The organism is Microcoleus sp. CAWBG27, assembly GCF_020883145.1.
Lineage (GTDB): Bacteria > Cyanobacteriota > Cyanobacteriia > Cyanobacteriales > Microcoleaceae > Microcoleus.
Genome location: NZ_JAHREU010000079.1, coordinates 1 through 23,948 on the forward strand (window position 1 = coordinate 1; position 23,948 = coordinate 23,948).

Annotated in this window: 23 protein-coding genes and 1 tRNA gene; 13 read left to right on the forward strand and 11 right to left on the reverse strand. The window is 44.9% G+C overall.

The window, feature by feature from the left end:
• The first annotated feature begins 183 nt into the window (after window positions 1–183).
• The gene (locus QZ938_RS28740) at window positions 184–531 is read left to right on the forward strand and encodes a hypothetical protein (protein ID WP_293355168.1); all 348 of its coding nucleotides are present in this window, start codon (window positions 184–186) and stop codon (window positions 529–531) included.
• Window positions 532–565: 34 nt separating this feature from the next.
• Here QZ938_RS28740 and QZ938_RS28745 read toward each other — a convergent pair whose 3' ends face one another.
• The 3 genes from QZ938_RS28745 to QZ938_RS28755 all read right to left on the reverse strand — a co-directional run bounded on the left by QZ938_RS28745 (window position 566) and on the right by QZ938_RS28755 (window position 2,224).
• Complete coding sequence (locus QZ938_RS28745; protein WP_293355171.1) at window positions 566–889, reverse strand: hypothetical protein; 324 nt, start codon at window positions 887–889, stop codon at window positions 566–568.
• A gap of 45 nt (window positions 890–934) precedes the next feature.
• Window positions 935–2,029, reverse strand: a complete 1,095-nt coding sequence (locus QZ938_RS28750; protein ID WP_293365664.1) for a site-specific recombinase — start codon at window positions 2,027–2,029, stop codon at window positions 935–937.
• Between the two features lie 124 nt (window positions 2,030–2,153).
• Window positions 2,154–2,224: transfer RNA gene (locus tag QZ938_RS28755), tRNA-Cys, on the reverse strand.
• Window positions 2,225–2,388: 164 nt separating this feature from the next.
• On the opposite strand from QZ938_RS28755, the gene cpdA reads away from it, so the two are divergent.
• The 3 genes from cpdA to QZ938_RS28770 all read left to right on the forward strand — a co-directional run bounded on the left by cpdA (window position 2,389) and on the right by QZ938_RS28770 (window position 6,070).
• Window positions 2,389–3,168 carry a 3',5'-cyclic-AMP phosphodiesterase gene (gene cpdA, locus QZ938_RS28760; RefSeq protein ID WP_293355177.1) on the forward strand — a complete coding sequence of 260 codons (780 nt, stop codon included), beginning with the start codon at window positions 2,389–2,391 and terminating at the stop codon, window positions 3,166–3,168.
• A gap of 439 nt (window positions 3,169–3,607) precedes the next feature.
• Window positions 3,608–5,086: an alpha-amylase gene (locus QZ938_RS28765; RefSeq protein ID WP_293155658.1), complete on the forward strand. Its 1,479-nt coding sequence runs from the start codon at window positions 3,608–3,610 to the stop codon at window positions 5,084–5,086.
• A gap of 207 nt (window positions 5,087–5,293) precedes the next feature.
• On the forward strand, window positions 5,294–6,070 hold the full coding sequence (locus QZ938_RS28770; protein WP_293355180.1) for an SDR family NAD(P)-dependent oxidoreductase: 777 nt from the start codon (window positions 5,294–5,296) through the stop codon (window positions 6,068–6,070).
• Window positions 6,071–6,660: 590 nt separating this feature from the next.
• Here QZ938_RS28770 and cofG read toward each other — a convergent pair.
• Entirely contained in the window at window positions 6,661–7,626 is a 966-nt protein-coding gene (gene cofG / locus QZ938_RS28775; RefSeq protein ID WP_293355183.1) for a 7,8-didemethyl-8-hydroxy-5-deazariboflavin synthase subunit CofG, read from the reverse strand.
• Window positions 7,627–7,984: 358 nt separating this feature from the next.
• Here cofG and psbA point away from each other — a divergent pair, with 358 nt between their 5' ends.
• The 4 genes from psbA (at window position 7,985) to QZ938_RS28795 (ending at window position 11,543) form a co-directional block, all read left to right on the forward strand.
• A complete protein-coding gene (gene psbA / locus QZ938_RS28780) occupies window positions 7,985–9,067 on the forward strand; it encodes a photosystem II q(b) protein (RefSeq protein WP_293155649.1) in 1,083 nt (360 codons plus the stop codon).
• Between the two features lie 170 nt (window positions 9,068–9,237).
• Window positions 9,238–10,023, forward strand: a complete 786-nt coding sequence (locus QZ938_RS28785; protein ID WP_293355186.1) for a hypothetical protein — start codon at window positions 9,238–9,240, stop codon at window positions 10,021–10,023.
• Window position 10,024: 1 nt separating this feature from the next.
• A complete protein-coding gene (locus QZ938_RS28790) occupies window positions 10,025–10,501 on the forward strand; it encodes a hypothetical protein (RefSeq protein ID WP_293155643.1) in 477 nt (158 codons plus the stop codon).
• Between the two features lie 268 nt (window positions 10,502–10,769).
• The gene (locus QZ938_RS28795) at window positions 10,770–11,543 is read left to right on the forward strand and encodes a GerMN domain-containing protein (protein WP_293155640.1); all 774 of its coding nucleotides are present in this window, start codon (window positions 10,770–10,772) and stop codon (window positions 11,541–11,543) included.
• A gap of 342 nt (window positions 11,544–11,885) precedes the next feature.
• On the opposite strand, the gene QZ938_RS28800 is transcribed toward QZ938_RS28795, so the two are convergent.
• The 3 genes from QZ938_RS28800 to efp form a co-directional block, all read right to left on the reverse strand.
• A complete protein-coding gene (locus QZ938_RS28800) occupies window positions 11,886–12,278 on the reverse strand; it encodes a helix-turn-helix transcriptional regulator (RefSeq protein ID WP_293155637.1) in 393 nt (130 codons plus the stop codon).
• A 30-nt stretch (window positions 12,279–12,308) separates the two neighbouring features.
• Window positions 12,309–12,869, reverse strand: coding sequence for an acetyl-CoA carboxylase biotin carboxyl carrier protein (accB, locus tag QZ938_RS28805; RefSeq protein ID WP_293355189.1), 561 nt, complete (start codon window positions 12,867–12,869; stop codon window positions 12,309–12,311).
• A gap of 192 nt (window positions 12,870–13,061) precedes the next feature.
• On the reverse strand, window positions 13,062–13,619 hold the full coding sequence (efp, locus tag QZ938_RS28810; protein WP_293155631.1) for an elongation factor P: 558 nt from the start codon (window positions 13,617–13,619) through the stop codon (window positions 13,062–13,064).
• A gap of 375 nt (window positions 13,620–13,994) precedes the next feature.
• Between efp and QZ938_RS28815 the strand changes: the two genes are divergently transcribed.
• The 3 genes from QZ938_RS28815 to thiL all read left to right on the forward strand — a co-directional run bounded on the left by QZ938_RS28815 (window position 13,995) and on the right by thiL (window position 17,142).
• Window positions 13,995–15,119, forward strand: a complete 1,125-nt coding sequence (locus QZ938_RS28815; protein ID WP_293355192.1) for a peptidylprolyl isomerase — start codon at window positions 13,995–13,997, stop codon at window positions 15,117–15,119.
• A gap of 297 nt (window positions 15,120–15,416) precedes the next feature.
• Window positions 15,417–15,731, forward strand: coding sequence for a hypothetical protein (locus QZ938_RS28820; RefSeq protein ID WP_293155623.1), 315 nt, complete (start codon window positions 15,417–15,419; stop codon window positions 15,729–15,731).
• A gap of 310 nt (window positions 15,732–16,041) precedes the next feature.
• On the forward strand, window positions 16,042–17,142 hold the full coding sequence (gene thiL, locus QZ938_RS28825) for a thiamine-phosphate kinase (protein ID WP_293355195.1): 1,101 nt from the start codon (window positions 16,042–16,044) through the stop codon (window positions 17,140–17,142).
• 258 nt (window positions 17,143–17,400) lie between these two features.
• Here the strand turns inward: thiL and QZ938_RS28830 are convergent, their stop codons facing one another.
• From QZ938_RS28830 to QZ938_RS28845, 4 genes are all read right to left on the reverse strand, one after another.
• The gene (locus QZ938_RS28830; RefSeq protein WP_293355198.1) at window positions 17,401–18,882 is read right to left on the reverse strand and encodes a hypothetical protein; all 1,482 of its coding nucleotides are present in this window, start codon (window positions 18,880–18,882) and stop codon (window positions 17,401–17,403) included.
• Window positions 18,869–19,222 (reverse strand): hypothetical protein, encoded by a 354-nt coding sequence (locus tag QZ938_RS28835; protein WP_293155614.1) that lies wholly within the window; start codon window positions 19,220–19,222, stop codon window positions 18,869–18,871. The genes QZ938_RS28830 and QZ938_RS28835 overlap by 14 nt, the downstream gene beginning before the upstream one ends.
• 111 nt (window positions 19,223–19,333) lie before the next feature.
• Window positions 19,334–20,203, reverse strand: coding sequence for an Rpn family recombination-promoting nuclease/putative transposase (locus tag QZ938_RS28840; protein WP_293355201.1), 870 nt, complete (start codon window positions 20,201–20,203; stop codon window positions 19,334–19,336).
• Between the two features lie 280 nt (window positions 20,204–20,483).
• Window positions 20,484–23,477 (reverse strand): CHAT domain-containing protein, encoded by a 2,994-nt coding sequence (locus QZ938_RS28845; protein WP_293355204.1) that lies wholly within the window; start codon window positions 23,475–23,477, stop codon window positions 20,484–20,486.
• A gap of 11 nt (window positions 23,478–23,488) precedes the next feature.
• Here QZ938_RS28845 and QZ938_RS28850 point away from each other — a divergent pair, with 11 nt between their 5' ends.
• On the forward strand, window positions 23,489–23,692 hold the full coding sequence (locus QZ938_RS28850) for a hypothetical protein (protein WP_293355207.1): 204 nt from the start codon (window positions 23,489–23,491) through the stop codon (window positions 23,690–23,692).
• Window positions 23,693–23,722: 30 nt separating this feature from the next.
• Window positions 23,723–23,941 carry a hypothetical protein gene (locus tag QZ938_RS28855; protein WP_293355210.1) on the forward strand — a complete coding sequence of 73 codons (219 nt, stop codon included), beginning with the start codon at window positions 23,723–23,725 and terminating at the stop codon, window positions 23,939–23,941.
• Window positions 23,942–23,948 lie beyond the last annotated feature (7 nt).

Below are 23,948 nucleotides of genomic sequence, written 5' to 3' on the forward strand. Positions count from 1 at the left end.
TATTTTAGGTGAATTTGACAAGTATCTGTAACTCTAAAACCGCATAGGTTCAGCCCAAAAGTTTTTGGGCTTCCAGTTTTCACAACTGGTAAAAAAATCAAACCCACATCTGCGGAATGTGGGTTACAACCACACCACAATAAAAAGATGGCAAACAAAACCCACAAGTACCTTATCGTCCTTTTGACTGGAATCCCTATCAGTCACGGCGCTTTTGGCATCGAATTCAGTCGTTCGCTCGGACGTAAGGTTTTTAGTGAGTATGTCGCTCAGTTACCGGAATTCACTATCAAATGGAACAACAGGATATTCTTAAGAAAAGGCATTCACACGTTTCACGAACGAGTCGAAGGGAAAGACCAGTGGATAATAACCAAGGTCGTTAGATACGTAGAGGTAGACTGCACAGACATCGACTCAATACTCAAAAAAGGAATACGCCATCAGTCCACAGACAACCCTTACGCAGCGGTACTCGGTGACAAAAACAAGGCGTATTTCGAGAGTCAAATGCTACCCAAAGACGAATAACGACTCATCAACCGATCGTAAGCTCACCGCTGTTCTAGCTTGTCGAGTCCAAACTCGTGTTTAAACGGCTGCGACTTTCTATTCTCTGCAAGCACTGCCCCATCAGGCGCTCTATCTCCAGAGTGAGCATCACTGTTTGAGAACAAGATTCAAAATCACGCTCAACAACCTTGCCACAGATCGAGCCAACATCACCACGCCAGGCTACGTGTGGGAAATAATCCAAATCGATGTTTACATTGTCCCCAACAAGAGGGATATGATCCGATTCCCAAAAAAAATCCTTGATGAGCGATGTCAGATCTACGCTTAAAATTTTGCCATTACCAGATGTCAGCCATATTTCGATTTGCGCCATAATTTTTCTCAAGATGGACTTATTCTTCACACATTTAATTTTGCATCATTTTCCTTTTAGTGGTGGCTCATTTTTAACCCACCTTTGCAGCGACAAAATTCGATCGTAAGCTCGCTGCTGCTCGCGCTCGTTAAGGGCGAGGTGATATGTCTGTGTGTGCGTGGCAAGAGAATGTCCCATCTGTTTAGCGGCGAGCGACGTGTCTAGACCAAAACCAATAGCCCGGATTGCCCAGGCGTGCCGTAAATCGTAAGCCCGAAAATCTATCAATGATCTGGAAAAAAACTTACAAACGCGATCGCCAAAATCGGCATGGCACCGACCAGTAACAGGCGGTCTTTTGACGTTTACCAAATCCCATTGCTCTGCCCATTCCGGTCGCAGCGGCCAGCACTGCCGATAGCCAGTCTTACCCTCAAGCACTTGAGCGATCGGGAATTTGCTCATGTCAAGATAGAAAGCTTCGTGATCACGCAGGCCATATGCGGCAATCACTCCGTAAACCCATTGCCATTGAAGGTTTTCAATCTGGGCGAACCCTTTCGCTATATCTTCGTCTGTCGGCAAATTTCTCGGCTGAACCTTTGTTGGTGAATAATTTCCCATCAAGTCGCTGACATCAATGTCTATCCCTGCGAACTGCGCCAACTGACGAAAAGCCAGACAGAACCGACGGCGCTGACGGGTATTTGGCTTAGTCTCTGCGATCGTGGCTATCAGTAATTCTGGCGTGATCTGTTCGCCCGCCGGCAACTTTGCAAGTGGTCGTGCATAGTCAGTCTCCCATGTGGTGTCAGAAACATCATGCCGTTTCATCTCCTCAAATTTTTGAGCCAAATCGGTAATCGTTTCTATTTTCTGATTAGTATCGCCATACAATCCCCAGTCGAAGCTCTTAGAGTCAATCAAAAAACCCAGCCTGCGAGCTTCCTTTTCGGCTAAAGAAATGCCAGCGGGATTTGCATGAACACCCAGAGCGATTTGTTGCTGATACGGAAGCGCCTTGTCTGATGCAGGTCTTGGTGGAAGCGTCGCTTGCAAATAAAGGCGATCGCATTTCTGGACGATCGCCACTCCAGTCTTTGCCAACCTAAGCCGGCCGTTCGCTTGATTGAGCCGCCCACGGCTTGGGTTTTCCACGGTATTAAAACTGTATTACTTTCTATGGTTAATTATACACAATTGTGGGTAATATACAATCGGTTACAATCCTGAAGTCAAGGTAAATACGTAGTTCCAGGGCTTTCCGAGACAAACGAAATAAAGGCGGCACCCAGATTTGAACTGGGGGTGGAGGTTTTGCAGACCTCTGCCTTACCACTTGGCTATGCCGCCGCTACGTCTGAAAATTGACGTTATACGATAATACACTAAATCCTGATTATTTCAACATATCTGTAAAAAATTTCCATCGCCCAAAGTTCGTTAGCCCTCAAAACCCTATCCCAAGCTAATCTAGAAATAGCTCGATCGCCTCCGCTTCACCCGCAACAGCAGCCATGACACCAAATTCTCCGCTACTCGTCGCCCAAATCACCGACACTCACTTGTTTGCAGTGTGCGATCGACAATGGAAAGGAATCTCGACAACCCGCACCCTGCAAGCAGTTCTCGATCGCCTGCAACAGATACAGCCGTCCCCCGACTTACTCTTGCTCACAGGCGACTTATCTCAAGACGAAACACCCGAATCTTACCAGCGATTGATTTCCCTCATCGCCCCCCTGGGAATTCCCGCCTACTGGATACCGGGAAACCACGACAACATCCCAGTCATGACAGAAATCTTAAATCAGCCGCCGATTTCCCCAAAAAAATCGTGGATGCAGGGAAACTGGCAGTTTCTGCTGCTTTCGAGTGTCGAAGCCGGATGCGACGGCGGGCGGCTTTCCCCAGACAGCTTGCAGTGGCTGGACTCTCAACTGCAACAAACGGGCGATCGACCTGTTACGATTGCTTTGCACCATCATCCGCTGGCGATCGACTGTGAAATCATGGACAGCATGATGCTGCACAATGCCGATGAATTTTTTGCAATTGTCGATCGATACCCTCAAATCAAAATAGTCCTTTGCGGCCACATTCACCAAGAATTTCAGCAACAGCGAGGCTTAGTGTCCTACTTGGGCACGCCGAGTACCTGCATCCAACTGCTACCCAAAAGCCATCCCATTGTCCTCGACACCATCGGGCCCGGATTTAGATTGCTCGAATTGGCGATCGATGGTACTTGGGAAACTAAGATTGAGCGAGTAGCCGCAGAACCTGCAACAACTTGATCGTTTATCGTCAAGAGGTGGTTGGTAGTTGTGCGATCGACAAATCCAAGAATCCTCTACTAGGTTCGTAGTGAGGACTTCAGTCCGCATCAAATTGGTTAGTAGTGAGGACTTCAGTCCGCAGTAAAAATCATATAACTCAAGTCCAAACGAGCCAACCAATTTGATTGTGTTGCTTCAAACGCAAACAGCAAACAACAATATTCAGCAAGTTTCTGAACCCAAATTTACAAATCATAGAACATATTTTTTACTGAATTATATATTAAAACAGTATTAGCAAAAACACACTCAATTGTCAATCTATCAACAGATAGATATCTTTATTAAGGTCAACATTTTATGATAAGTATTGACCGTAAATTGCAGACATATTTAGAGCGCACCGACAACGAACAAAAATATATCTGACAACCTTACAAAACAGGAGAAACTTAATATGTCTCAAGTCAATGGCGTCATGATGCAGTATTTCCACTGGTACAACCCGGCTGATGGCAGCCTGTGGAATCAGCTAGCAGAATCTGCAAAAGATTTAGCAAAAATTGGTGTAACATCCCTGTGGTTGCCGCCCGCCTATAAAGGAACCGGCGGCGGGATGGATGTAGGTTACGGTGTTTACGACATATTCGACTTAGGTGAATTCGACCAAAAAGGATCGGTACGCACCAAATACGGCACAAAAGATGAATATTTGCGCGCGATCAAAGCTGCACAAGATGTAGGAATTCGGATTTATGCCGATGTTGTCTTCAACCACAAATTAGGTGCCGATGCCGAAGAAGAAGCCGAAGCCACACCCTTCAATCCAGACAACCGCAATGACACCGTAGGCGAATATCAAAAAATCAAAGCTTGGACGCATTTTACTTTCCCCGGCCGCGAAAAAAAATATTCCAGCATGGAGTGGCATTGGTGGCATTTTGACGCTATTGATTACAACGTTTACAACACAGACACCCATGCCGTTTACCTGCTAAAAGGCAAAGAATTCGATCGCGGAGTAGACTTAGAGAAAGGCAACTTTGACTACCTCATGGGTTGCGATTTAGATATGGACAACCCAGAAGTCACCGGAGAATTAAAATACTGGGGCGAGTGGTATGTCGATACAACAAACGTTGACGGCTTTCGCTTCGATGCCGTCAAACACGTAGCAGCAGAATTTTTCCAAGAATGGTTGGAACACGTCCGCAACTATGCCAAACGCGACCTATTTGCCGTCGGTGAATATTGGTCTTACGAAGTGGAAGCTTTGCACTACTTCATCCAAGCAACGGATGGTAAAGTATCGTTATTTGACGCGCCACTCCACTACAACTTCCACGCTGCTAGCAAAGCCGGCAATAGCTACGACTTGCGTACCATTTTTGACAACACCCTGGTAAAAGACCAACCAACCCTCGCGGTTACTTTGGTTGACAACCATGATTCGCAGCCTTTACAATCTCTTGAATCAGTTGTCGAGGCTTGGTTTAAACCCTTAGCTTACGCTTTAATCCTGCTACGCAGCGAAGGATATCCGTGTATTTTTTACCCGGATTATTACGGCGCTAACTATAAGGACAAAGGAAAAGATGGCAGCGAATACGAGATTTGGTTAGAAAAACATCAAGCAATTCTCGATAAATTGTTGTTCGCACGCCAAACTTATTCCTACGGGAATCAGTACGATTACTTTGACCACGCGAACACCATTGGCTGGACGCGACTCGGAGATGAAGAACATCCGGGCGCTATGGCTGTGGTACTCAGTAACGGAGGCGATGGCACTAAGTTTATGGAAGTCGGACATCCAAATCAAACTTATATTGACATCACCGAACACATCAAAGAACCGATCGCAACTAATGACGATGGTTGGGCTGATTTTAGGTGCAACGCCGGTTCAGTTTCTGTCTGGGTTCCTCAGCCCTAAGCATTACCTTAATATTGACGGCATCCTCTATCTGAAGTAGGGTGCGCGCTGCGCACCTTACGGCTACGATCGTCCTATCCAACCATTTTTTACTTGGCTATTTCTGATTTTTGCTGATTAAAGCCTGTTCGTAGTGAGGACTTCAGTCCTCTCTTTCTAATCTTACTTTTAGGCGATCGCGCTACCAAATTATTTAAATAAAAAATTATGAAACTTGCAGAAAAAGTTGCCGTAATTACGGGCGGCGGGTCGGGCATTGGACGTGCAGCAGCAATCTTAATGGCCCAGGAAGGCGCAAAAGTTGCAATTATCGATCGCACTTTAGAAACAGCACAAGAAACCGTCCGCGAGTTGGTCAGTAAAGGAGGTTGCGGGTTGGCAATTGTCGCAGATGTGGCTGATTCTAAGCATATGAAACAGGCATTTGAAACAATTTTTGACGAATATCAAAGAATTGATATTGTGTTCGCAAATGCGGGGATTAATGGTGTCTGGTCGCCGATAGAAGAGATAGAACCGGATGAATGGGATCGGACAATTAACATCAACCTCACAGGAACTTTTTTGACGGTTAAGTATGCTGTTCCTTATCTCAAAAAACAAGGAGGTTCCATCGTCATTACATCATCGATTAATGGCACCAGAAGCTTCAGGAAAGTTGGCGCTACAGCTTACGCTTGTAGCAAAGCAGCCCAAGTAGCTTTTGCAAAAATGCTGGCGCTAGAACTTGCACCCAGCCACATCAGAGTCAATGCAATCTGTCCGGGCGGCGTACTGACTGCGATCGATAAAAGTACCGTTAAGCGCCATCTCGATCGCATCTTAGTCCCGCCTGATTGTATTAAAGATGTGATTCCGTTGACTGATAATACCGCAGGTTCCAGCGAAGACATCGCTCAATTAATGTTATTTCTGGTATCCGATGCCTCCAGCTTTATTACTGGTACTGAAGTCTGGATTGATGGCGGCGGTTCTTTGATTTAACATCGATTTAATCGGCAAACATACTGTTCAATAAAAATGCTATTTTTTAAAAAAAAGGTTCGTAGTGAAGACTTTAGTCCGCATCCAAATCAGCGGACTAAAGTCCTCACTACGAACCTTGGGAAAATTAATATTTGAGAAATATTGGCACCAACTCTCCATTTAATCGGCAAACATACTGTTCAATAAAAATGCTATTTTTCAAAAGAAAGGTTCGTAGTGAAGACTTTAGTCCGCATCCAAATCAGCGGACTAAAGTCCTCACTACGAACCTTGGGAAAATTAATATTTGAGAAATATTGGCACCAACTCTCCATTTAATCGGCAAACATACTGTTCAATAAAAATGCTATTTAAAAAAAAAGGTTCGTAGTGAGGACTTTAGTCCGCATCCAAATCAGCGGACTAAAGTCCTCACTACGAACCTTGGGAAAATTAATATTTGATAAATATTGGCACCAACTCTCCATTTAATCGGCAAACATACTGTTCGATAAAAATGCTATTTTTCAAAGAAAGGTTCGTAGTGAAGACTTTAGTCCGCATCCAAATCAGCCGACTAAAATCCTCACTACAAACCTTTGTAAAATTCATATTTGATAAATATTGGCACCAACTCTCCATTGTTTGACAGCAGTTTGCAATTTTTGCGGCAGCCAGTTATCGTATTTAGGATAAACAGGCAAACGCTGCACGAGCTGCCATCGGGATGCTGCTAAAATTTCTGTTAAGGTTTGGTGTTGCAAATGAGGATAATCGGGATTAACTTCATCCAGCGGCCCAATTCCTCCTAAATCTCTCGCACCTGCTTCTAAACAAGCTAGCAATAAGTCGGGCTGTGCAACTAAATTCGGCGGAATTTGTAGGCAGATTTCAGATGGTAAAATGCTGCGGCCGATCGCAATTACTTGTGGCATTTTTGTAGCATCAAAAACTTCGCCGTCCCAACTTTGCTTGTTTCCCGGACTGTGAGGCTGCAAAATAACTTCTTGAATGTGATTGTAGCGCGAATGAATCCGGGCGATCGCCTCCAACGTCTCAATCCAATCCGCCTCAGTTTCCCCAATTCCCAGCAGCAAACCAGTGGTAAACGGAATCTGCAATTCCCCAGCCCATTCTAACTGTTTGAGCCGCAGCGCCGGCACTTTACTCGGTGCGTGTCTGTGAACCGTTTGTAACAAATCGGGGGACAACTGTTCTACCATCAGCCCCATTGAGACATTCACCTGTTTTAACTGTGCCATCTCCTCAAAGCTGAGCGGCCCCACATTAGTATGCGGTAAAAATCCGAGACTAAGTGCCAGTTCGCACAAATCGTAAATCCGCTGAAACCAGGCTTTGCGCCGTTGACTCTGGGGATGTACCTCGCCGCTGAGGATGAGAATTTCAATTACACCTTGAGGAAGCAGCAATTTGAGCTGTTTTTCGGCTTCTGTGAGTGTTAGCCAAGGACTTTGCAGCGGTTCGGCCCGAAAGTTGCAATAGGTGCAGCGATTGTAACACTCGTAGGTGGGAACCAACGTATAGGCAGGGCTGTAGGTGACAGTGCGGGACATTCCTTGGGATTTTTATCGATCGGACTTACGCAATAACATATATGTCTCACTGGGAGTTTTGCGGTTGGCGATCGCGCTCCTTCATTTATCTTAACACTCAGGCCAGTCCCGAATCTCGTTATCAGCTAAATTATGAGCATTTTTTTCTTGGTGCGATCGCCATCCCATTCCGCTCTCAGCCTTTAAACCCTTGTATAGTAAGCTTTACGGATATACATTAGTTATACTTATGACACTTATAACAAAAACTGTGCTTAATACCCCTTTACAAACCGAAATAAAAGCTTTATGTTTATTTACATGGCGGAACACAAAGCCGTCACGAACATTGAAAACCAAATAAAGCAATCATAAAACCATGACAGCAACCTTACAGCAGCGCGAAAGCGCCAACCTGTGGTCGCAGTTTTGCAACTGGGTCACCAGCACCGACAACCGCATTTATGTAGGTTGGTTCGGCGTCTTGATGATTCCTACCTTGCTGACTGCCACAATCTGTTACGTAATCGCATTCATCGCTGCTCCTCCAGTGGACATCGACGGCATCCGCGAACCAGTTGCTGGTTCCTTGATGCTGGGTAACAACATCATCTCCGGTGCTGTTGTTCCTTCTTCAAATGCGATCGGTCTTCACTTCTACCCAATCTGGGAAGCTGCTTCCTTGGATGAGTGGTTGTACAACGGCGGCCCTTACCAATTGGTAATTTTTCACTTCCTCATCGGCATTTTCTGCTACATGGGTCGTGAATGGGAACTGTCTTACCGTTTAGGTATGCGTCCTTGGATCTGCGTAGCATACTCTGCACCAGTTGCAGCAGCTACCGCAGTATTCTTGATCTACCCAATTGGTCAAGGTTCCTTCTCTGACGGTATGCCCTTGGGTATCTCCGGCACATTCAACTTCATGATCGTGTTCCAAGCTGAGCACAACATCCTGATGCACCCCTTCCACATGTTGGGAGTTGCTGGTGTATTCGGTGGTAGCTTGTTCTCCGCCATGCACGGTTCTTTGGTAACATCTTCCTTGGTTCGTGAAACAACCGAAACCGAATCGCAAAACTACGGTTACAAATTCGGTCAAGAAGAAGAAACCTACAACATCGTTGCAGCCCACGGCTACTTCGGTCGTTTGATTTTCCAATACGCTTCCTTCAACAACAGCCGTTCTTTGCACTTCTTGTTAGGTGCATGGCCAGTAGTTGGCATTTGGTTTACCGCTTTGGGTATTTCCACAATGGCATTCAACTTGAACGGTTTCAACTTCAACCAATCGATTATCGACTCACAAGGTCGCGTCATCAACACCTGGGCTGATGTCATCAACCGCGCTAACTTGGGTATGGAAGTAATGCACGAGCGCAACGCTCACAACTTCCCTCTCGACTTGGCCGCTGGTGAAACAACTCCTGTGGCTTTGGTTGCTCCTTCTATCAATGGCTAAGTTTTAGCTTGAGATAACAGAAAGCGCCCCTAGAAATAGGGGCGCTTTTTGTTTGCGAAAAATTACAGTTTTAGCGAGATGATCGTTTATGATAATAGAAGGAGCGCGCTAGTTGTAGCTCATGTGCTCTCATAAATCATAAAAGCCTTTATTTATGGAGTCGGCTTCCTATGACAGTCACTACAGAAAATTTAATTAGAGCATTGCCATCGAACAGTGAGGAGGTGATGTTTGGTGAACTAAGTTTAATCAAACACGCCTTAGAAAAGCTGTTTAAATCTGATGAAGCGCGGATTCCTAAAGAAGAACTATTTATTGATGGATTGAAAATTTATGAGGTACTAGAACGGATTAGAGAAGCAAAAGATATACGTCTAAGAGCGGATATTTATTACTCTGAATACAGACCACTTTTAAACGAATTTAAAGCAAAATATAGTGACTTTTTCGCCCGTGATACTTTCAAAGAAATTGAAGATCGTGAAAAATACATGGATGGCTTGAGGGAATTAATCATAGCTCAGGGTTTTATGCTGATTGCGTTTGAAGAAGAAACAGATAAAGTACGTCAATATCGATCGCTATACACGGGTATGGTGAAACTATCAGAGCTTTTAGAAGAATATCTTGTCTACTTTCCACAACACTTAATAGGGTGCATTAAGAATATAGCATTGGCTTTTTTAAATGATTCTAATCTAAAACCCGATCGAGCCAATCAGAACGAGTCAGTTTTTTCATATTTAGTTGGATTAAAAAACACTGCTAGAGCAGTATTATGGCAAATCGCAGAAGACCGAACACAAAATGAAAAATTACATTTGATTGACTCTCCTTATAATCCAATATTTACTCGTGAAATGCAAATTCAGAAAAACCAATCTGCTATGGATTGGGCAAATTCACGACTTGAGCAAATGGAAAGTATTGGAGAAGAAAAAGGATGGAAATTGTAGAGTGATTGTAATTCTAGACTCTAATATTCTTGCTTTGCTGGCAACAAATCTTGATGAAAATTTGTCTGAAGATAAGAAGCTAGCTACAGAGATTTATCAATGCACGAAATGGTTTTATAGCCTGTTATCGAAAGGCGTTTATATAATTGCTTCTGATATCTGTGATTATGAACTTAGACGTGAATTGATTCGTATCAAAAGCAAAAGTATTCAAGAGTTAGATGAACTAAGAGACTTAATTGAATTTCAAGAAGTAACTTTTGCTTTGCTAGAAAAGGCTGCCGAACTATGGGCGGAGGCAAGAGCTATGAGTCAATCTAATAAAATTAAGGAGAACATTGATGTAGACTGCATTCTGGCTGCTCAATGGTGTCTGCTCAAAGAGCAATATCCTGGTCGTAAAGTCATTATTGCCACTAAAAATATTAAAGATTTTCAACGTGTTACCGATTGTGATATTTGGGAAAATATTACTTAATTTATAGTATTTACAAGTTAGATAAAATGTCAGGTAAACTTCAGATATACCATAGCATAAGTGCCTTCTAGATTCTGCCTTCAGACTTATACCTTGTTTTTAAGCGGGAGGGTGTCAAAATGAAATATAGCTCCTAAGCTGTTAAAGATGCCAGGATTGTTTTGGTTTAGCTGTTCCCTGTTCCAGAATCTCAGCAAAAACAAATGTAGCCGATCGGGAGTAGCTCCTCACCGTGTCAAGCGCTTTATCTCTAACGAGGATTTGTATTATGAAAGATGGACAAGAAGTACGCCACGTCTCCACAACAGCACTCATTGCCGGTGTTTGCGGGTTGGCTTTAGTGACTGGAGGGGGCATTGCTTGGTGGACGGCAAGCCGTTCGCCCACCGCAGACACGCAGTCTTCAGCTCCGACAACCGCTCCGGCGCTATCCCCAACTCCTGCCCAATCCCCTGCTGTAATTATCCCCGTACCTCCTCCAAATGCTGTGCAGGTGCCACAGGCTCAGACGCCGCAGGTTCAGACGCCTCAAGCTCAGAGACCTACCCCTCTGGCGTCTCAGGCTCTGGCGCCCAAGTCGCCACAGCCGAAGCCTTTGCAGCAGGCTGATGCCCAAACAGTCCAAGTGTACTGGGTTAAAGATGCGATCGGCAAATTTGAGGCAGTTCCTACGAAAGTAGCTGTCAAACAAGCTGATAAGCCTGATGCAACTTTACAAGCTGCTTTTAACACTTTGTTGGCCGGGCCGAAGGATGCAACTGTTTCTAGCGAAATACCTAAAGGAACAAAACTCCGGGGTTTGAGTGTCAAGAATGATGAAGTTTATGTCGATTTGTCGCGTGAATTTACTGCGGGGGGAGGCAGCAGTTCAATGACGAGTCGGTTAGGGCAAGTTATCTATACAGCTACCAGTTTAAAACCGAATACTAAGGTTTGGATTTCGGTGGACGGTAAGCCTTTGGAACTTTTGGGAGGCGAAGGTTTGGAGGTGGCTCAACCGAGTACCCGCCAAAGTTTTGACAAAAATTTTCCCCTTAACTAACTTTTGATTGATTAGTCATTAGTTAGGAGTTAGGAGTTAGGAGTTATTAGTTATTAGTTAGGAGTTGGGAGTTATTAGTCATTAGTTAGAAGTTATTAGTCTGAATGCAGAAAATAGGGATTGATAGCTGATAACTGATTGCTGATGATATCGTTAACATTTGCATCGGAATAATAATTTTCGGAGTGCAATTCGAGCGTGTCGCTCGCTTCGGATCGCGGAGCCAAACGTCCCGCTCGCTTGCAGGGTAGAATTCCGTAGTTACCGGATTTGAGATAACTGTTGACTGGGAACTGATTACTAATGACTGCTGACTAATGATTGCTGACTAATGACTAATTTTCAGTGCTTGGTAGTCAGGCTAAATGCCCGAAAGTGGAGGGCTTGCTGTTCGATCCGAGTGGCAAGCCGATCGCACACCATAGTACATAGCTCAAAAATTAACTCGTCTTGCACCTTATAATAGGCTGATGTTCCTTCACTGCGGCGAGTGAGGATACCAGCTTGGAGCATAAGTTTTAGGTGCTTAGAAACATTGGCTTGACTCGTTTGAGTAGCTTCCACCAACTCTTGCACGCATTTTTCGCCGTCGCGAAGCAAGTTCAAAATTCGTAAACGCATTGGCTCGCTCAGAATACTGAAATACTCAGCAACTTGTTGCACAACCTCTTGCGGGACAGGCTGGGATGACTTCATCAAACTCACCGGGGAGAAGTGATCTCGAAATATTAGCATTTATTCTGTCCATAACAATAAAGTAATGCTTCAATCCGGATTAATTCGCATTAAAATTTGACCGTATTCGACAGGTTCGCCATTTTGCACTAATATTTCCATGACTTGACCGGACACTTCATCAGCATCAATCTCGTTCATCAGCTTCATTGCTTCGATAATACAGACTGTCTGGCTGACTTTGATGCGATCGCCCACATTGACAAAAGGTGGCTCATCGGGAGCAGCAGCGCGATAAAACGTTCCTACCATGGGCGAGATAATTGACACCCATTTGGTATCGACAGGAGCAGAGACGGCAGCAGGAGCTGCGACAGCAGGGGCTGGTGCAGGCATGGCCGGAGTCGCTGCTGCATTTTGACTAACAGCATCCTGTGGGGTGGCAGTGGGGCTAGAAACAGGGCCCAGGGCGATCGTCGGAGCGACACTTGCCGCAGTAACTGGGAGTGCAGCAGTCATGGCTGGTTCGCTGGCAATAATGCCTTTGCGTACAGTCAGTTCAAGCTCCCCACTTTTTAATGTCAGTTCCGAAATGCCTGTTTTGTCTAAAACAGTCAGCAGTTCGCAAAGCTGGTTTAAGTCTAATTGCACAGTAGATTCAAGGGTAATTAAGAATTTAAAATTGAAAAATTGGAATGCGGCGAAGCTAGGAAACTTCACCGATTTTGGAGACAAAGGGATAGTTTTTAATCTTTGAGCGATGAGCGATGATTTTTTAGCTCTTTAACTAATAACTCACAACTAAAAACTAAAAACTAAAAACTCCCTTTTCCTCCGTCGTTTCTACTCTCGGCCGAGGTACTTGTCTTCACGAGTATCAATCCGAATGCGTTCTCCTATCGAAATAAATAGAGGAACCATAATCTGAGCTCCGGTGGAAAGGATGGCCGGTTTACTGCCACCGGTGGCAGTATCTCCTTTGACTCCGGGATCGGTTTGTGTCACTTCCAAGACGACAGAATTGGGTAATTCCACTTCCATGATTTGGTCGTTCCAGCGAAGGATACTGACTTCCATACCTTCATTCAGGTACTTGACACGCTCGCCTATTTCCTTGGCTGTGAGGCGGCTTTCCTCGTAAGTTTCCATATCCATAAAGACAAACTGGTCGCCTTCTTTATAGGTATGCTGCATCGCGCTCTTTTCGAGGTTGGCTTGAGGCAAAGATTCGCCAGCTCGGAATGTGTGTTCCACTACGCTGCCGGTTTGGACGTTTTTTAATTTTGTCCGCACAAAGGCGGAACCCTTTCCGGGCTTGACGTGGAGGAATTCGATAACCCGCCACACGCCGTTATTCCATTCAATTGAAACACCTGGTCGAAAGTCGTTACTGGAGAGCATATAAATTTTTGCGGGCAATCCCGTCGCCATTGGGCACGGGGGAACTATAGTCAGTCGATTTTAGATTTGAGATTTTAGATTTGAGATTCACTCGCAGCTTTGAATCTGGGAGATTGAACCTTGCTCTAAAATTTCGATCTCTCCACGACAGGAGTCTGGGGATTGTATCCGTTTTTGAGCGGGGTCAGCTTAAAGCCGCAGTCTAGCTGACGGCATCAAAAAGCAATTGGCAATTTATTTTACCTTTCAAAGGGAGCAAGTGCTGTACTCCAAGCGAAAAACCTCTGTCTGTTGGACAAGTTCGGCAACGGATGTAATGGAGAGAAGGCGATCGCGCGCTGTGGGAAGATAATAGAGGCAATAAAAGTTAAAGATATGTTGCATTGGCCTAATTTCTCGATCGATACGTGCAAGCGCTGGGTGAAGACCGCCGCTTTAGCAATCCTGCTGTTCGCACTCTCCCTGAGTTTCAGTGCAGTTTCCTATGCGAAACGCCCCAGCAGCAGTATGCCTGCGGGGAATCCGGTTACGGATGGGCGGGCGCTGCTGCGTTTCGCGCTACCTATTGACAATCAGACTGTGCGTGAGTTGCAAGTCAGCCTGGAAGACATTGGCAACCACATCCGTTCTAAGCGTTGGGGGCCCATTAGCAGCGATGTCAGCAAGGCTTCGAGGATTCTCAGCATTCGGGAGTCCGACATTTTAGTGAGTATTCCTGAGGCGAAACAGCCGGAAGCTGAGGCGCTAGTTGCACAAGTCAAGGAGGGAATTGGTGAATTAGAAAAGGCTGTTGAGACTAAAGACAGGGAAAAAGTTATTGACTTGAAGGCGAAAATCCTCGGTTCGGTAGGCGAAATCGAAGAGTTGATGGTGACTGGGTTTCCGTTTGAAGTGCCTGCTAAGTATGCTAATCTGCCTCAACTGAAAGGCCGCGCTACTGTGGCGGTGGAAACGGATAAGGGGACAATTACTGTTGTGGTTGACGGTTACAGCGCGCCTGTGACTGCTGGTAATTTTGTGGATTTGGTCGATCGAGGTTTCTATGATGGTTTACCATTTATTCGATCGGAAGAATCCTACGTTTTGCAAACGGGAGATCCCGAAGGCAAGGAAGTAGGTTTTATTGACCCAGGTACTGGCAAATACCGGAATGTGCCGCTGGAAGTGCTAGTTAGAGAGGACAAGGAACCTGTCTATGGGATTACTCTAGAAGATGCGGGGCGTTATCGCGACGAGCCTGTTTTGCCTTTTTCTGCTTTTGGTGCTGTGGCGATGGCCCGGGCTGAAGCTGAACCAGACAGCGGTTCTTCTCAATTTTTCTTTTTCTTGTTTGAACCGGAACTCACGCCCGCTGGTCTAAATTTGTTGGACGGCCGCTATGCTGTTTTTGGTTATACGATCGAAGGAAAAGAGGTTTTGGACAAACTGAGGCAGGGAGATAAGATTATATCTGCTAAGGTGATTAAAGGAAAGGAAAATTTGGTTCAACCTCAAGTTTAATCAGCACACAAACAAAGACGGCGATTTAAATCGCTTCTACACGAACAAAGCCCGCCTCCGCGGGCTGGAAGAAAGACAAACAAAGACGGCGATTTAAATCGCTTTTTGTCAAACAAAGCCCGCCTCCGCGGGCTGGAAGAAAGACAAACAAAGACGGCGATTTAAATCGCTTCTTGTCGAACAAAGACCGCCTCCGCGGGCTGGAAGAGTTAATCAGATTAGTTGAAATTTAATTAACATCATTCTTTTGATATACTGAGATTCGTTATTCCAACTAGCAATTATAACGCTATTAATATGGCAATTTTAGAATTTTTATTGGTAATTGGTTTGGGCGGATTCGCAGGATTGTTGATTGTCAACAATCTGAATGAAAGCAAGCAAAAGCGACAGTTGGATGAGGCTTTTTATCAGTTGTTGGAAACTCAAAACAGTCAGATGTCGCTGATTCAATTGGCTGCTAGCGCTAGGGTTGAGGCTGAAGTTGCTCAGCAGTATTTAAACCGACAAGTTAAGATTTTTTCGGCAATTTTAGAGGTGGATGATGAAGGGGATACTTTTTATAGGTTTCCGAGGTTGCGCTTGCCGCCGAATTCTAATAAGGAATGGTAAAGCAGTTGATAGTTGACAGTTGACAGTTGACAGTTGTTAGTTTTCGTATAATTTCCGGTTGTTTTATGGGAATAATTTAACCGCAGAGAGCGCAGAGAACACAGAGAGAGATAAGAGAGATGAATACAGGACGATGCTAGCGGATTTGATATCAGTTGTCAGTTGTCGTTGTCATATCACGTCCCGTCGATTACTATCACAAAAACCGTTCGTAGTGTGGACTTTAGTCCGCAACATACTGCGGACTAAAGTCCACACTACGAACCTTAGTCAGTTTCCTAATAATATTTAACGGGCTTGAACTAATTTAATGTTGATTAAAGATATCGGAGAACAAGGTCTTTTAAGAATACTACAAAAATTCTGCCCTGCCGAAATTGTGGGTGATGACTGCGCTGTACTTCCGACAAATCCCAACCAATCTCTGGCGGTGACGACGGATATGTTGGTGGATGGAGTGCATTTTAGCGATCGCACTACAGGCCCTTATTATGCAGGATGGCGCGCCGCTGCGGCAAATTTGTCAGATTTGGCTGCCATGGGTGCAAGGCCTTTGGCGGTGACGGTAGCCCTGGCTGTGAGTGCGGATACGGCTGTGGATTGGGTGGAAGAGTTTTATCGGGGGATGACGGCTTGTTTGCAAGAGTATCATACGCCGATCGCGGGTGGGGATGTGGTGCGATCGCCCGTGGTGACAATTGCGATTACTGCTTTGGGACAGGTTGAGGAAAATCGTACCATCTGTCGGTCAAATGCGCGATCGAATTGGGGGATTGTGGCGACTGGGTTTCACGGAACATCCCGCGCGGGATTAGAATTGTTGTTGAATCCAGAATTTGGGCAAAATCTGGAAAAGGGCGATCGAATTTCTTTAATTCTCGCTCATCAGCAGCCTAAACCGCGGCTGGATGTTTTGCCCATTTTGTGGGAAATTTTAGATGCTGCGGGTGCGATGGAACCCCCCCTCAGTCCCCCCCTTGCTAAGGGGGGGAAGCAAGAGTCAAATTCTCTTTCTCCACCCCTTAGTAAGGGGGGGCCGGGGGGGGTTAATTCCCCAATTGCGATCGCTGGAATGGATAGCAGCGATGGTTTAGCTGATGCGATTGTTCAGGTTTGTCGGGCTAGCGGTGTTGGCGCAAAAGTCGATCGCACAAAAATACCAATTCCCCATAGTTTAAGCGAAATCGTATCCGCCCAAAAGGCTCTGGATTGGGCGTTGTACGGTGGTGAAGATTTTGAGTTGGTGCTGTTTTTGCCGATCGACCGTGCTAAGTTATTGGTGGAACGAATCGGTGATGGTGCTGCGATCGTCGGAATTACTACGGAATGTGCCGATATTTGGTTGAGTGATAGCAGCGGGATTTGTCCTGATTTTAGATTGGAGATCGATCGGGGATTTCAACACTTCTAAATTCTCTCTTATCTTACTCTAATCTTAGTCCGCGGAGGCGGACATCGTTTGTGTAGACGCGGTTTCTAACCGCCGGGTTTCTATTATATCTAATCTTAGTCCGCGGAGGCGGACATCGTTTGTGTAGACGCGGTTTATAACCGCCGGGTTTCTATTATATCTAATCTTAGTCCGCGGAGGCGGACATCGTTTGTGTAGACGCGGTTTATAACCGCCGGGTTTTTGGGTTTATAACCGCCTGGTTTCTAATTCGCGGTTTCAATCACCCTGTCTCTCATCGCGCACTTCCTCGGTTTGCTGCAAGATATCATTAACTGGTGGACTTTGTGAATCGGGTAATTGTGCAGTAGATTTACGGCCAAACAATCTCAATTTACCATTAATCTTCCATGTTCCATTAATCAAACCAACAACTCCAGCCACAATTACCACAGCTAGGAGACTCCACAATAGACTGGCTACAGCCGGATGAAGTACATCCCCTTTTTGAGGTATCCTGAACACTATGGGCCTCTCAACATAAGCAGAGACAGCAGACACCACAATGCCTCCAGCCCCTAATCCAGTACCGAGTATTTGAATGGTTCTTTCCAAAGATCGATCGCACTCTGCTTGTTCAATATCGACAATCCCTCCCACCAACTCCACCGCAATCTTAATCAAATCAGTGCCATGTTTGAAATAGCCTAAATCGCCCTTAATTTGTTCTTGAAAATATCGACAATTTCTATCAATGAAAAACTTGAATGTTGTCAAATCATCAGTTAGTAGCTGCAATTTATCGCTAATTTGCAACAACTCTTCCTGATAGTTATAAACATGAATACTAATCGTGTTATTGAAATTTTCTAAATATTCCAAAGCTCTTTCATACTTCAAACTTTCTCGAAGTAACTCTTTGTGTTTGATTTTCAGATATTTTAACGATTCATCTATATTAACACTTTGTGGCGAATCAACTCCAGTTGGCAATTCAATCCCACTTACTTCGGTGATTTTCGCCTCTCCTTTTTCGATTGTTTGCTCAATTTCTAAACGTAGTTCCTTAAGTAAATCGTAATTTCTGCGACTATCAATAAAAGCTTTGGTGATTTTATGGCGGTGATAAAACAGTTCAAACAAAGGTTGAATAATCTTCCCTAACTTTCCCTCAATATCATCATCAACCAGATAAACAAACACCTGTACTTGACTTTTCGGAGAACTATACTCAAACATCGGAGAATCGAATAACCTAGTAGCCCGATAAAAAGGTGGACGCACAGATGATTCTGCTGGGAAAAGGTGTTTTAAACATTCATCTGCGACTTTGCGAAAGTCATTGTCACTTGGCTGCTGATAAGTTTCTGATTTGTAGGTAATCAAAAGAGTTTGTCCTAGCCAATTTATATGACTATCAGCAACCAGCAGATTATTAACATTGAATTGTGTTAATGCTGCGATGACTTCTAAGTCTTTGTTTTCGTCAGTTTCTGGGCTACCAATTCTCGCTAAAATGCCTTCACTATCATCGATACGGCAAAATTTCAACGAACCATCTATTTGATTTGAATGGGTGAACTTGTTGGGTTTAGTGAGGGGATACTTGAGGTTTGCTTGAGAAAAAACTAGGCTTTTGTCCTGACTGAAATATTGCCAGATACTATTTGCCCAAGTCCAGATTGAGTCAGCATCAGTTTTGCTTTTGTCACTGAGTTGGTAGCTGTGGATATAGACTTGGGGATGGTCAATTTTTAGCATTTGGGGCGGGGGGAATTGAGGCTATTTCAATGCGTTTTTTCAAGTGGGCTTCTAGCTTTTTGATATCGGGATAGTTATTAGTGACTGTTTCATAGCCCGGTGTGACTTCCGCTTCTGCATCGTCGAGATTTTTGCGAGTCAGATTGGCAATCTGCTCTGCCACTTCGGGAAAATTTTGATATACTTGATTAATAGCTGCTTTAACTGCTTTGTCAGTAGCATCAGACTCAGCTATCGGCAAAACAGTCTTGAGTAATTCTTCAATAAATGGCGGAGTTAGAATATTTGGGTATTGGGTAATCGCGTTATAGATTTCCGACAAAATCAGGGTTTTCATCATAAGTTTACCTCAAAAATGGATTTACAATGTAAAGTGGTATCGGAGCGAGTTTTACCAAGAGTAATTGCCAAAAACCAATAATCTCGTAAACCCGCCCCCGCCAAACTTCGATCAATTTTGTTCAGCTTGTTCTTGTTGAGCTTGGGCGATAATCTTTGCTACTTCAGTTAGTGGCAAGTCTAAGAATGTAGCAATATCTTCTGTCGCTAATCCTCGACTAAACATTCTGAGGATTGCAGCTTTTTCTCGCTTTTTGACTTCAGCTTGAGCTTGCAATTGAGCTTCTAATTGAGCTTGCAATTGAGCTTGTGCTTCAGCTTGTCCTTCCGCAAAAACATCTTGATAGAATCTGGTTTTCTTTAAGTCACTGAGATTAAACATGGCGGCAACTTCCTCTCTGGATTTTTGGGGTAACTTGTAAACAATGATAGTTTCTAGTAAGTTGATGAAGCTCTCTCTGACTGCGATATTCGATATTTCGGTTTCGGCTTGTCTGGCTAAAGTTATAGCTAAATCCGAGGCCGTGTTTTCTGGTTCGATTACCAGTTTAAGTAATTTTATCGGTAGAGATGCTGTTTCTGGTTCGGTAAGTTCATCCAGGTAAATGCGGGTGATTTTTGGGAGTGCCAGCATTTCCTGAAAGTGGATGTCACATTCTCTTTCTGTTTGCCGATTTGGGTAAATGACTACCAATTGCCAAGGATGCGGCGGTTGGTATTGTTTGAGATAGATGAATAGTTCGGCAAATAGACGATAGTAGAGATTTGGGTCTGGTTGAAATTGGACTTCGACAATGTAGAATGGTAGTTGGGGATCTGCGACAATTGGCAGAAACAAACCATCTAGGCGAAAGGCTAATTGTTTAACTTCTTGGGATGTGAATTGGTATTGGTTTGTAGCATCGGCAGGTATACCCAGCAGGGCAAAGAAAATAAACGGGAATTCTTGGAAGATGCTGTAAAATAGGCTATCGGTTTTCATCGATCGAATTAAATCTTTCTTTGAATTATACCCTGTTCATTCACGATTGTATGATAATACCAAGTGCTGTAGGGGCGGGTTCGCCGAAATATTTGACACTCATCAATGGATTATCAAAACCCGCCCCCACCCACCGAAAAATTTAGATCGCAATTCTATTGTACAGATAGATTGTGCGTTATATCATAGACCGGGGCGGGTTTATGAAATCTTGGGTTTTCATCAGAGATTGTTGGTGAACCCGCCCCTACAACATTTGTACTAACTGAACCGTTTTTGATTATAAACCTATAGCACAAAACGCTCCCCAATGATAAACATCGCCGTAGGGTTTTTTGGTCAGTGGATAACGTCCTAGATATTCTGTAACATCTTCTTTTTGCTCTCCATCGAAACTATCCGAACCTTCCACCCATTCTAGCAAATCTGAAGCAGTAGCAGACTTAAACCAGCGCTGGGTATCGTGGAGGGCTTGACCAATGCTAACTCCCGGTTTTAGTACCTCATAAAATTTTACCATCATCAAGGCAGTCGAGAGGTCATTGACAGCCCAAAGACTGGCCAAAGTTCCCATTGCTCCCGCGTAGAGAAATCCCGTCGGTAATCCAATATAATCGGAGCGATTCTGTGTATCAATTAGCGCGGTTTCGCAGGCGGAAAGCACGACTAGGCGGCACTGTTTGAATCGCAATCCGAAAATTTCAGCCAAAGTCAGGCATTTGTCAATATCGGCTGTTTTTCCTTCCCGCCATTCCACATAACGCTCAGGGAGGGGTAGGCACGGGGGCACTACCCCTACGGGATCTCCGGCGATGCTTGTAGGGGCGGTGCCCCCGTGCCCGCCCTCATCGGCGTTGGTAGGGGCGGTGCCCCCGTGCCCGCCCTCATTGGTGGGGAGGGGTAGGCACGGGGGCACTACCCCTACAGAATCCTGGGGTAGGCACGGGGGCACTACCCCTACGGGATCTTCGGCGATGATACCCCCTGACAAAATCAAAAACGACTTCAGCGGCTCATCAGCATTAAACGAGCCGTGACAGGAAAAATGCGCGCAATGAGCATTTTCTAACTGCTCTAAATATTGTTCCAAAAGATTAGTTTTACTCGCTTGTGAGCCCGGAAGAATTTGACTGATGGCGAATTTGGGGGCGATGCTGGCCACTTCCAAATCGGTGTAGGGAAGATCCGATGTCGGGTTTTGCAGGGCGAGGAGTTGGTCAAAATTCGGGTGGATTGTAATCTGTTGCAGGAGTTGGCAACTGGGGCTGTATTGAATCCCTTGGGTGAATCTATCTAACAAGAATTCGTCGTCGCTTAGGGGTAGGGCGTGGAGGGGGAACAGGTGCAGCAACCAGTGGGGAATTAGGATTAAGCGCGTACTTTCTGAGGGCAGAATTGTGGTGATTTGGAGGATTTCGGCAAGACGCTGGAGATAGTCGGATAGTTTGGTTTGCCAGTGGGTTTTGCTTTGTTTGTAGTCGGCCCGGTAGTCATTAACTAAGTCGATTAATTCAGCGCATTGAGGATTGCGATGCACTATCAGCACGTCGGGGTAAGTGAGGACAAAGGTGATGATTTCTGCGTCGGTGATGTACCACTCAATTAGGGCGGTGTTTGGGGTGAGGAGTTGGGTAATTTCGGTGAAAGTAATGGGTTTTAGGACTTGGGGGGTTTCCTGTTTTTGGGCGATGACTTCGGCTAGGTTGCGGGCTTTGTTGGCTTCGGCATATTCTAGTGCTTCTTGGTTGTTTTGGCGATCGAGGCATACTTGCACCATGCCTCTGTAGAGCTGATCCCACTGCCAATCGTGTTTTTGTTTGGTTTCATCTCCTGATTCTAACTCTCGTAATTTGGAGGCTCCGGTTATGGCATTTTTAAAGGTATCGTAGGCACTTTGGAGAGTTACTGCTCTCTGGTTTGTGTCTTCTGGTTTTTCTTGGTTGATGTTGTCTAGTTTTGCCAGATAAGCGAAGCCCAGGTTATTTAAAGTTTCTACGTTTTCTAACGGGAAGTGCTCGCGAGTGCTTATCTGTAAAACCAAATTGTACACAGCGATCGCCATTTTGATATTGTCTGCTTTCTCTCCGCTGATTCTTTGGCAGTAGGCAATTGCCAGATTATTTTGCGTCGTTGCCCAATATTCGGGAAAAGCCTCGCGGGTGAAGACTTCCAGGGCGGCATTGTAAAAAGAGATCGCCCGTTCGATATTGTCTGCTTTCTCTCCCCTAATTCTTTCGCGGTAAGCTTCTCCCAGATTATTTTGGGTCTCAGCCCATCTTTTGGGAAAGTTATCACTGGTGTAAACTTCCAGTGCGGCCTTGTAAAATGCGATCGCAATTTCGATATTGTCTGCTTTCTCTCCCCTAATTCTTTGACGGTAAGCTTCTCCTAGATTATTTTGGGTCTCCGCCAATCGTTCGGGAAAGTCCTCGCGGTTGCGGGTGCGGATTTCCAGTGCGGCCGTGAAAGATGCGATCGCCTTTTCAATATTGTCTGCTTTATCTCCCTTGATCCTGGAATAGTAGGCCGCCGCCAGATTATTTTGCGTCGTTGCCCAATCTTGGGGAGAGGCTTCGCGAGTACGAACTTGTAGTGCCTCTTGGTAACAAAAGATCGCCTCTTCCAGATTTTCCGCCCGCGAACCGTTGATTCTGGAATAGTAGGCATTAGCTAGGTTATTTTTAGTTTGAGCAAACTTTTCGCTCCCCGGTTCCCGATTACTTAAAACTATTTGATAACCAGTAATTGCAATTTCAATATTATTTGCTCTATTTCCACGGGGAAATTGATTAATATGACTACTCAAATCTTCTATGAGGGCGACAATGTGCTCAATTGCTTTGGGATGTTGATCAATTAAATTCTCGGCTAGTTGCTCTAAAATTTCGGCAAAACGGGGATTGAGGAGATGTTCCCGTTGATCGAGCATCGTGTGAATTACTTTAATATCGCCCTTACTAGCTTCTTCTGCTTGCAATAATTCTAGGATAAAGTTGGCATACTCTTGAGGATTTTCACCTTGAGAGTTATTGCTATCTCTCTCATCGTTCATATCAATAAATTGCCCTAGCTGACTGGCCAGATTTCGGAGGAAATTAGCGCCATTTTCGCCTCCTTGTGCAGCCAACTTTGCCGCTACTGACTCGCAAGTTTCCAGAAATCCCCGATCCAATAATTCTGAGTTATCTTGTAATATCTGGGGTTCGTCTCCGTTTGGGCAATTCAGCAGGGTGTGAATTAATTGGAGATAGGCTGCGATGCGGTTTTCTTCCATTGTGGGGAGTTTTGGGTGACACCAATGTTTATTTTATCGTAGTTGGGGTTGGTTTGCTGGGTGGCGAGAAACCGGGTTTTTACGAAGATATTCGATGCGAGGCGAAGATATCGGAAAAAACCCGGTTTCTGAGATGGTGGGTGGTGGCGAGAAACCGGGTTTTTGCGAAGATATTGGATGCGAGGCGAAGATATCGGAAAAAACCCGGTTTCTGAGATGGTGCGTGGTGGCGAGAAACCGGGTTTTTGCGAGAATATTTGGTTACAGGCGAAGATATCGGAAAAAACCCGGTTTCTGAGATTGTGGGTGGTGGCGAGAAACCGGGTTTTTACGAAGATATTCGATGGGAGGCGAAGATATCGGAAAAAACCCGGTTTCTGAGATTGTGGGTGGTGGCGAGAAACCGGGTTTTTGCGAAGATATTCGATGGGAGGCGAAGATATCGGAAAAAACCCGGTTTTTGAGATTGTT

What these genes read in the sequence shown, in the direction of transcription:
- QZ938_RS28745 (WP_293355171.1), bottom strand. Translation starts at nt 889, where the DNA reads ATGGCGCAAATCGAAATATGGCTGACATCTGGTAATGGCAAAATTTTA.
- cpdA (WP_293355177.1), top strand. Translation starts at nt 2,389, where the DNA reads ATGACACCAAATTCTCCGCTACTCGTCGCCCAAATCACCGACACTCAC.
- QZ938_RS28765 (WP_293155658.1), top strand. Translation starts at nt 3,608, where the DNA reads ATGTCTCAAGTCAATGGCGTCATGATGCAGTATTTCCACTGGTACAAC.
- QZ938_RS28770 (WP_293355180.1), top strand. Translation starts at nt 5,294, where the DNA reads ATGAAACTTGCAGAAAAAGTTGCCGTAATTACGGGCGGCGGGTCGGGC.
- cofG (WP_293355183.1), bottom strand. Translation starts at nt 7,626, where the DNA reads ATGTCCCGCACTGTCACCTACAGCCCTGCCTATACGTTGGTTCCCACC.
- psbA (WP_293155649.1), top strand. Translation starts at nt 7,985, where the DNA reads ATGACAGCAACCTTACAGCAGCGCGAAAGCGCCAACCTGTGGTCGCAG.
- QZ938_RS28785 (WP_293355186.1), top strand. Translation starts at nt 9,238, where the DNA reads ATGACAGTCACTACAGAAAATTTAATTAGAGCATTGCCATCGAACAGT.
- QZ938_RS28795 (WP_293155640.1), top strand. Translation starts at nt 10,770, where the DNA reads ATGAAAGATGGACAAGAAGTACGCCACGTCTCCACAACAGCACTCATT.
- QZ938_RS28800 (WP_293155637.1), bottom strand. Translation starts at nt 12,278, where the DNA reads ATGCTAATATTTCGAGATCACTTCTCCCCGGTGAGTTTGATGAAGTCA.
- efp (WP_293155631.1), bottom strand. Translation starts at nt 13,619, where the DNA reads ATGCTCTCCAGTAACGACTTTCGACCAGGTGTTTCAATTGAATGGAAT.
- QZ938_RS28815 (WP_293355192.1), top strand. Translation starts at nt 13,995, where the DNA reads ATGTTGCATTGGCCTAATTTCTCGATCGATACGTGCAAGCGCTGGGTG.
- QZ938_RS28820 (WP_293155623.1), top strand. Translation starts at nt 15,417, where the DNA reads ATGGCAATTTTAGAATTTTTATTGGTAATTGGTTTGGGCGGATTCGCA.
- thiL (WP_293355195.1), top strand. Translation starts at nt 16,042, where the DNA reads ATGTTGATTAAAGATATCGGAGAACAAGGTCTTTTAAGAATACTACAA.
- QZ938_RS28830 (WP_293355198.1), bottom strand. Translation starts at nt 18,882, where the DNA reads ATGCTAAAAATTGACCATCCCCAAGTCTATATCCACAGCTACCAACTC.
- QZ938_RS28835 (WP_293155614.1), bottom strand. Translation starts at nt 19,222, where the DNA reads ATGATGAAAACCCTGATTTTGTCGGAAATCTATAACGCGATTACCCAA.
- QZ938_RS28840 (WP_293355201.1), bottom strand. Translation starts at nt 20,203, where the DNA reads ATGAAAACCGATAGCCTATTTTACAGCATCTTCCAAGAATTCCCGTTT.
- QZ938_RS28845 (WP_293355204.1), bottom strand. Translation starts at nt 23,477, where the DNA reads ATGGAAGAAAACCGCATCGCAGCCTATCTCCAATTAATTCACACCCTG.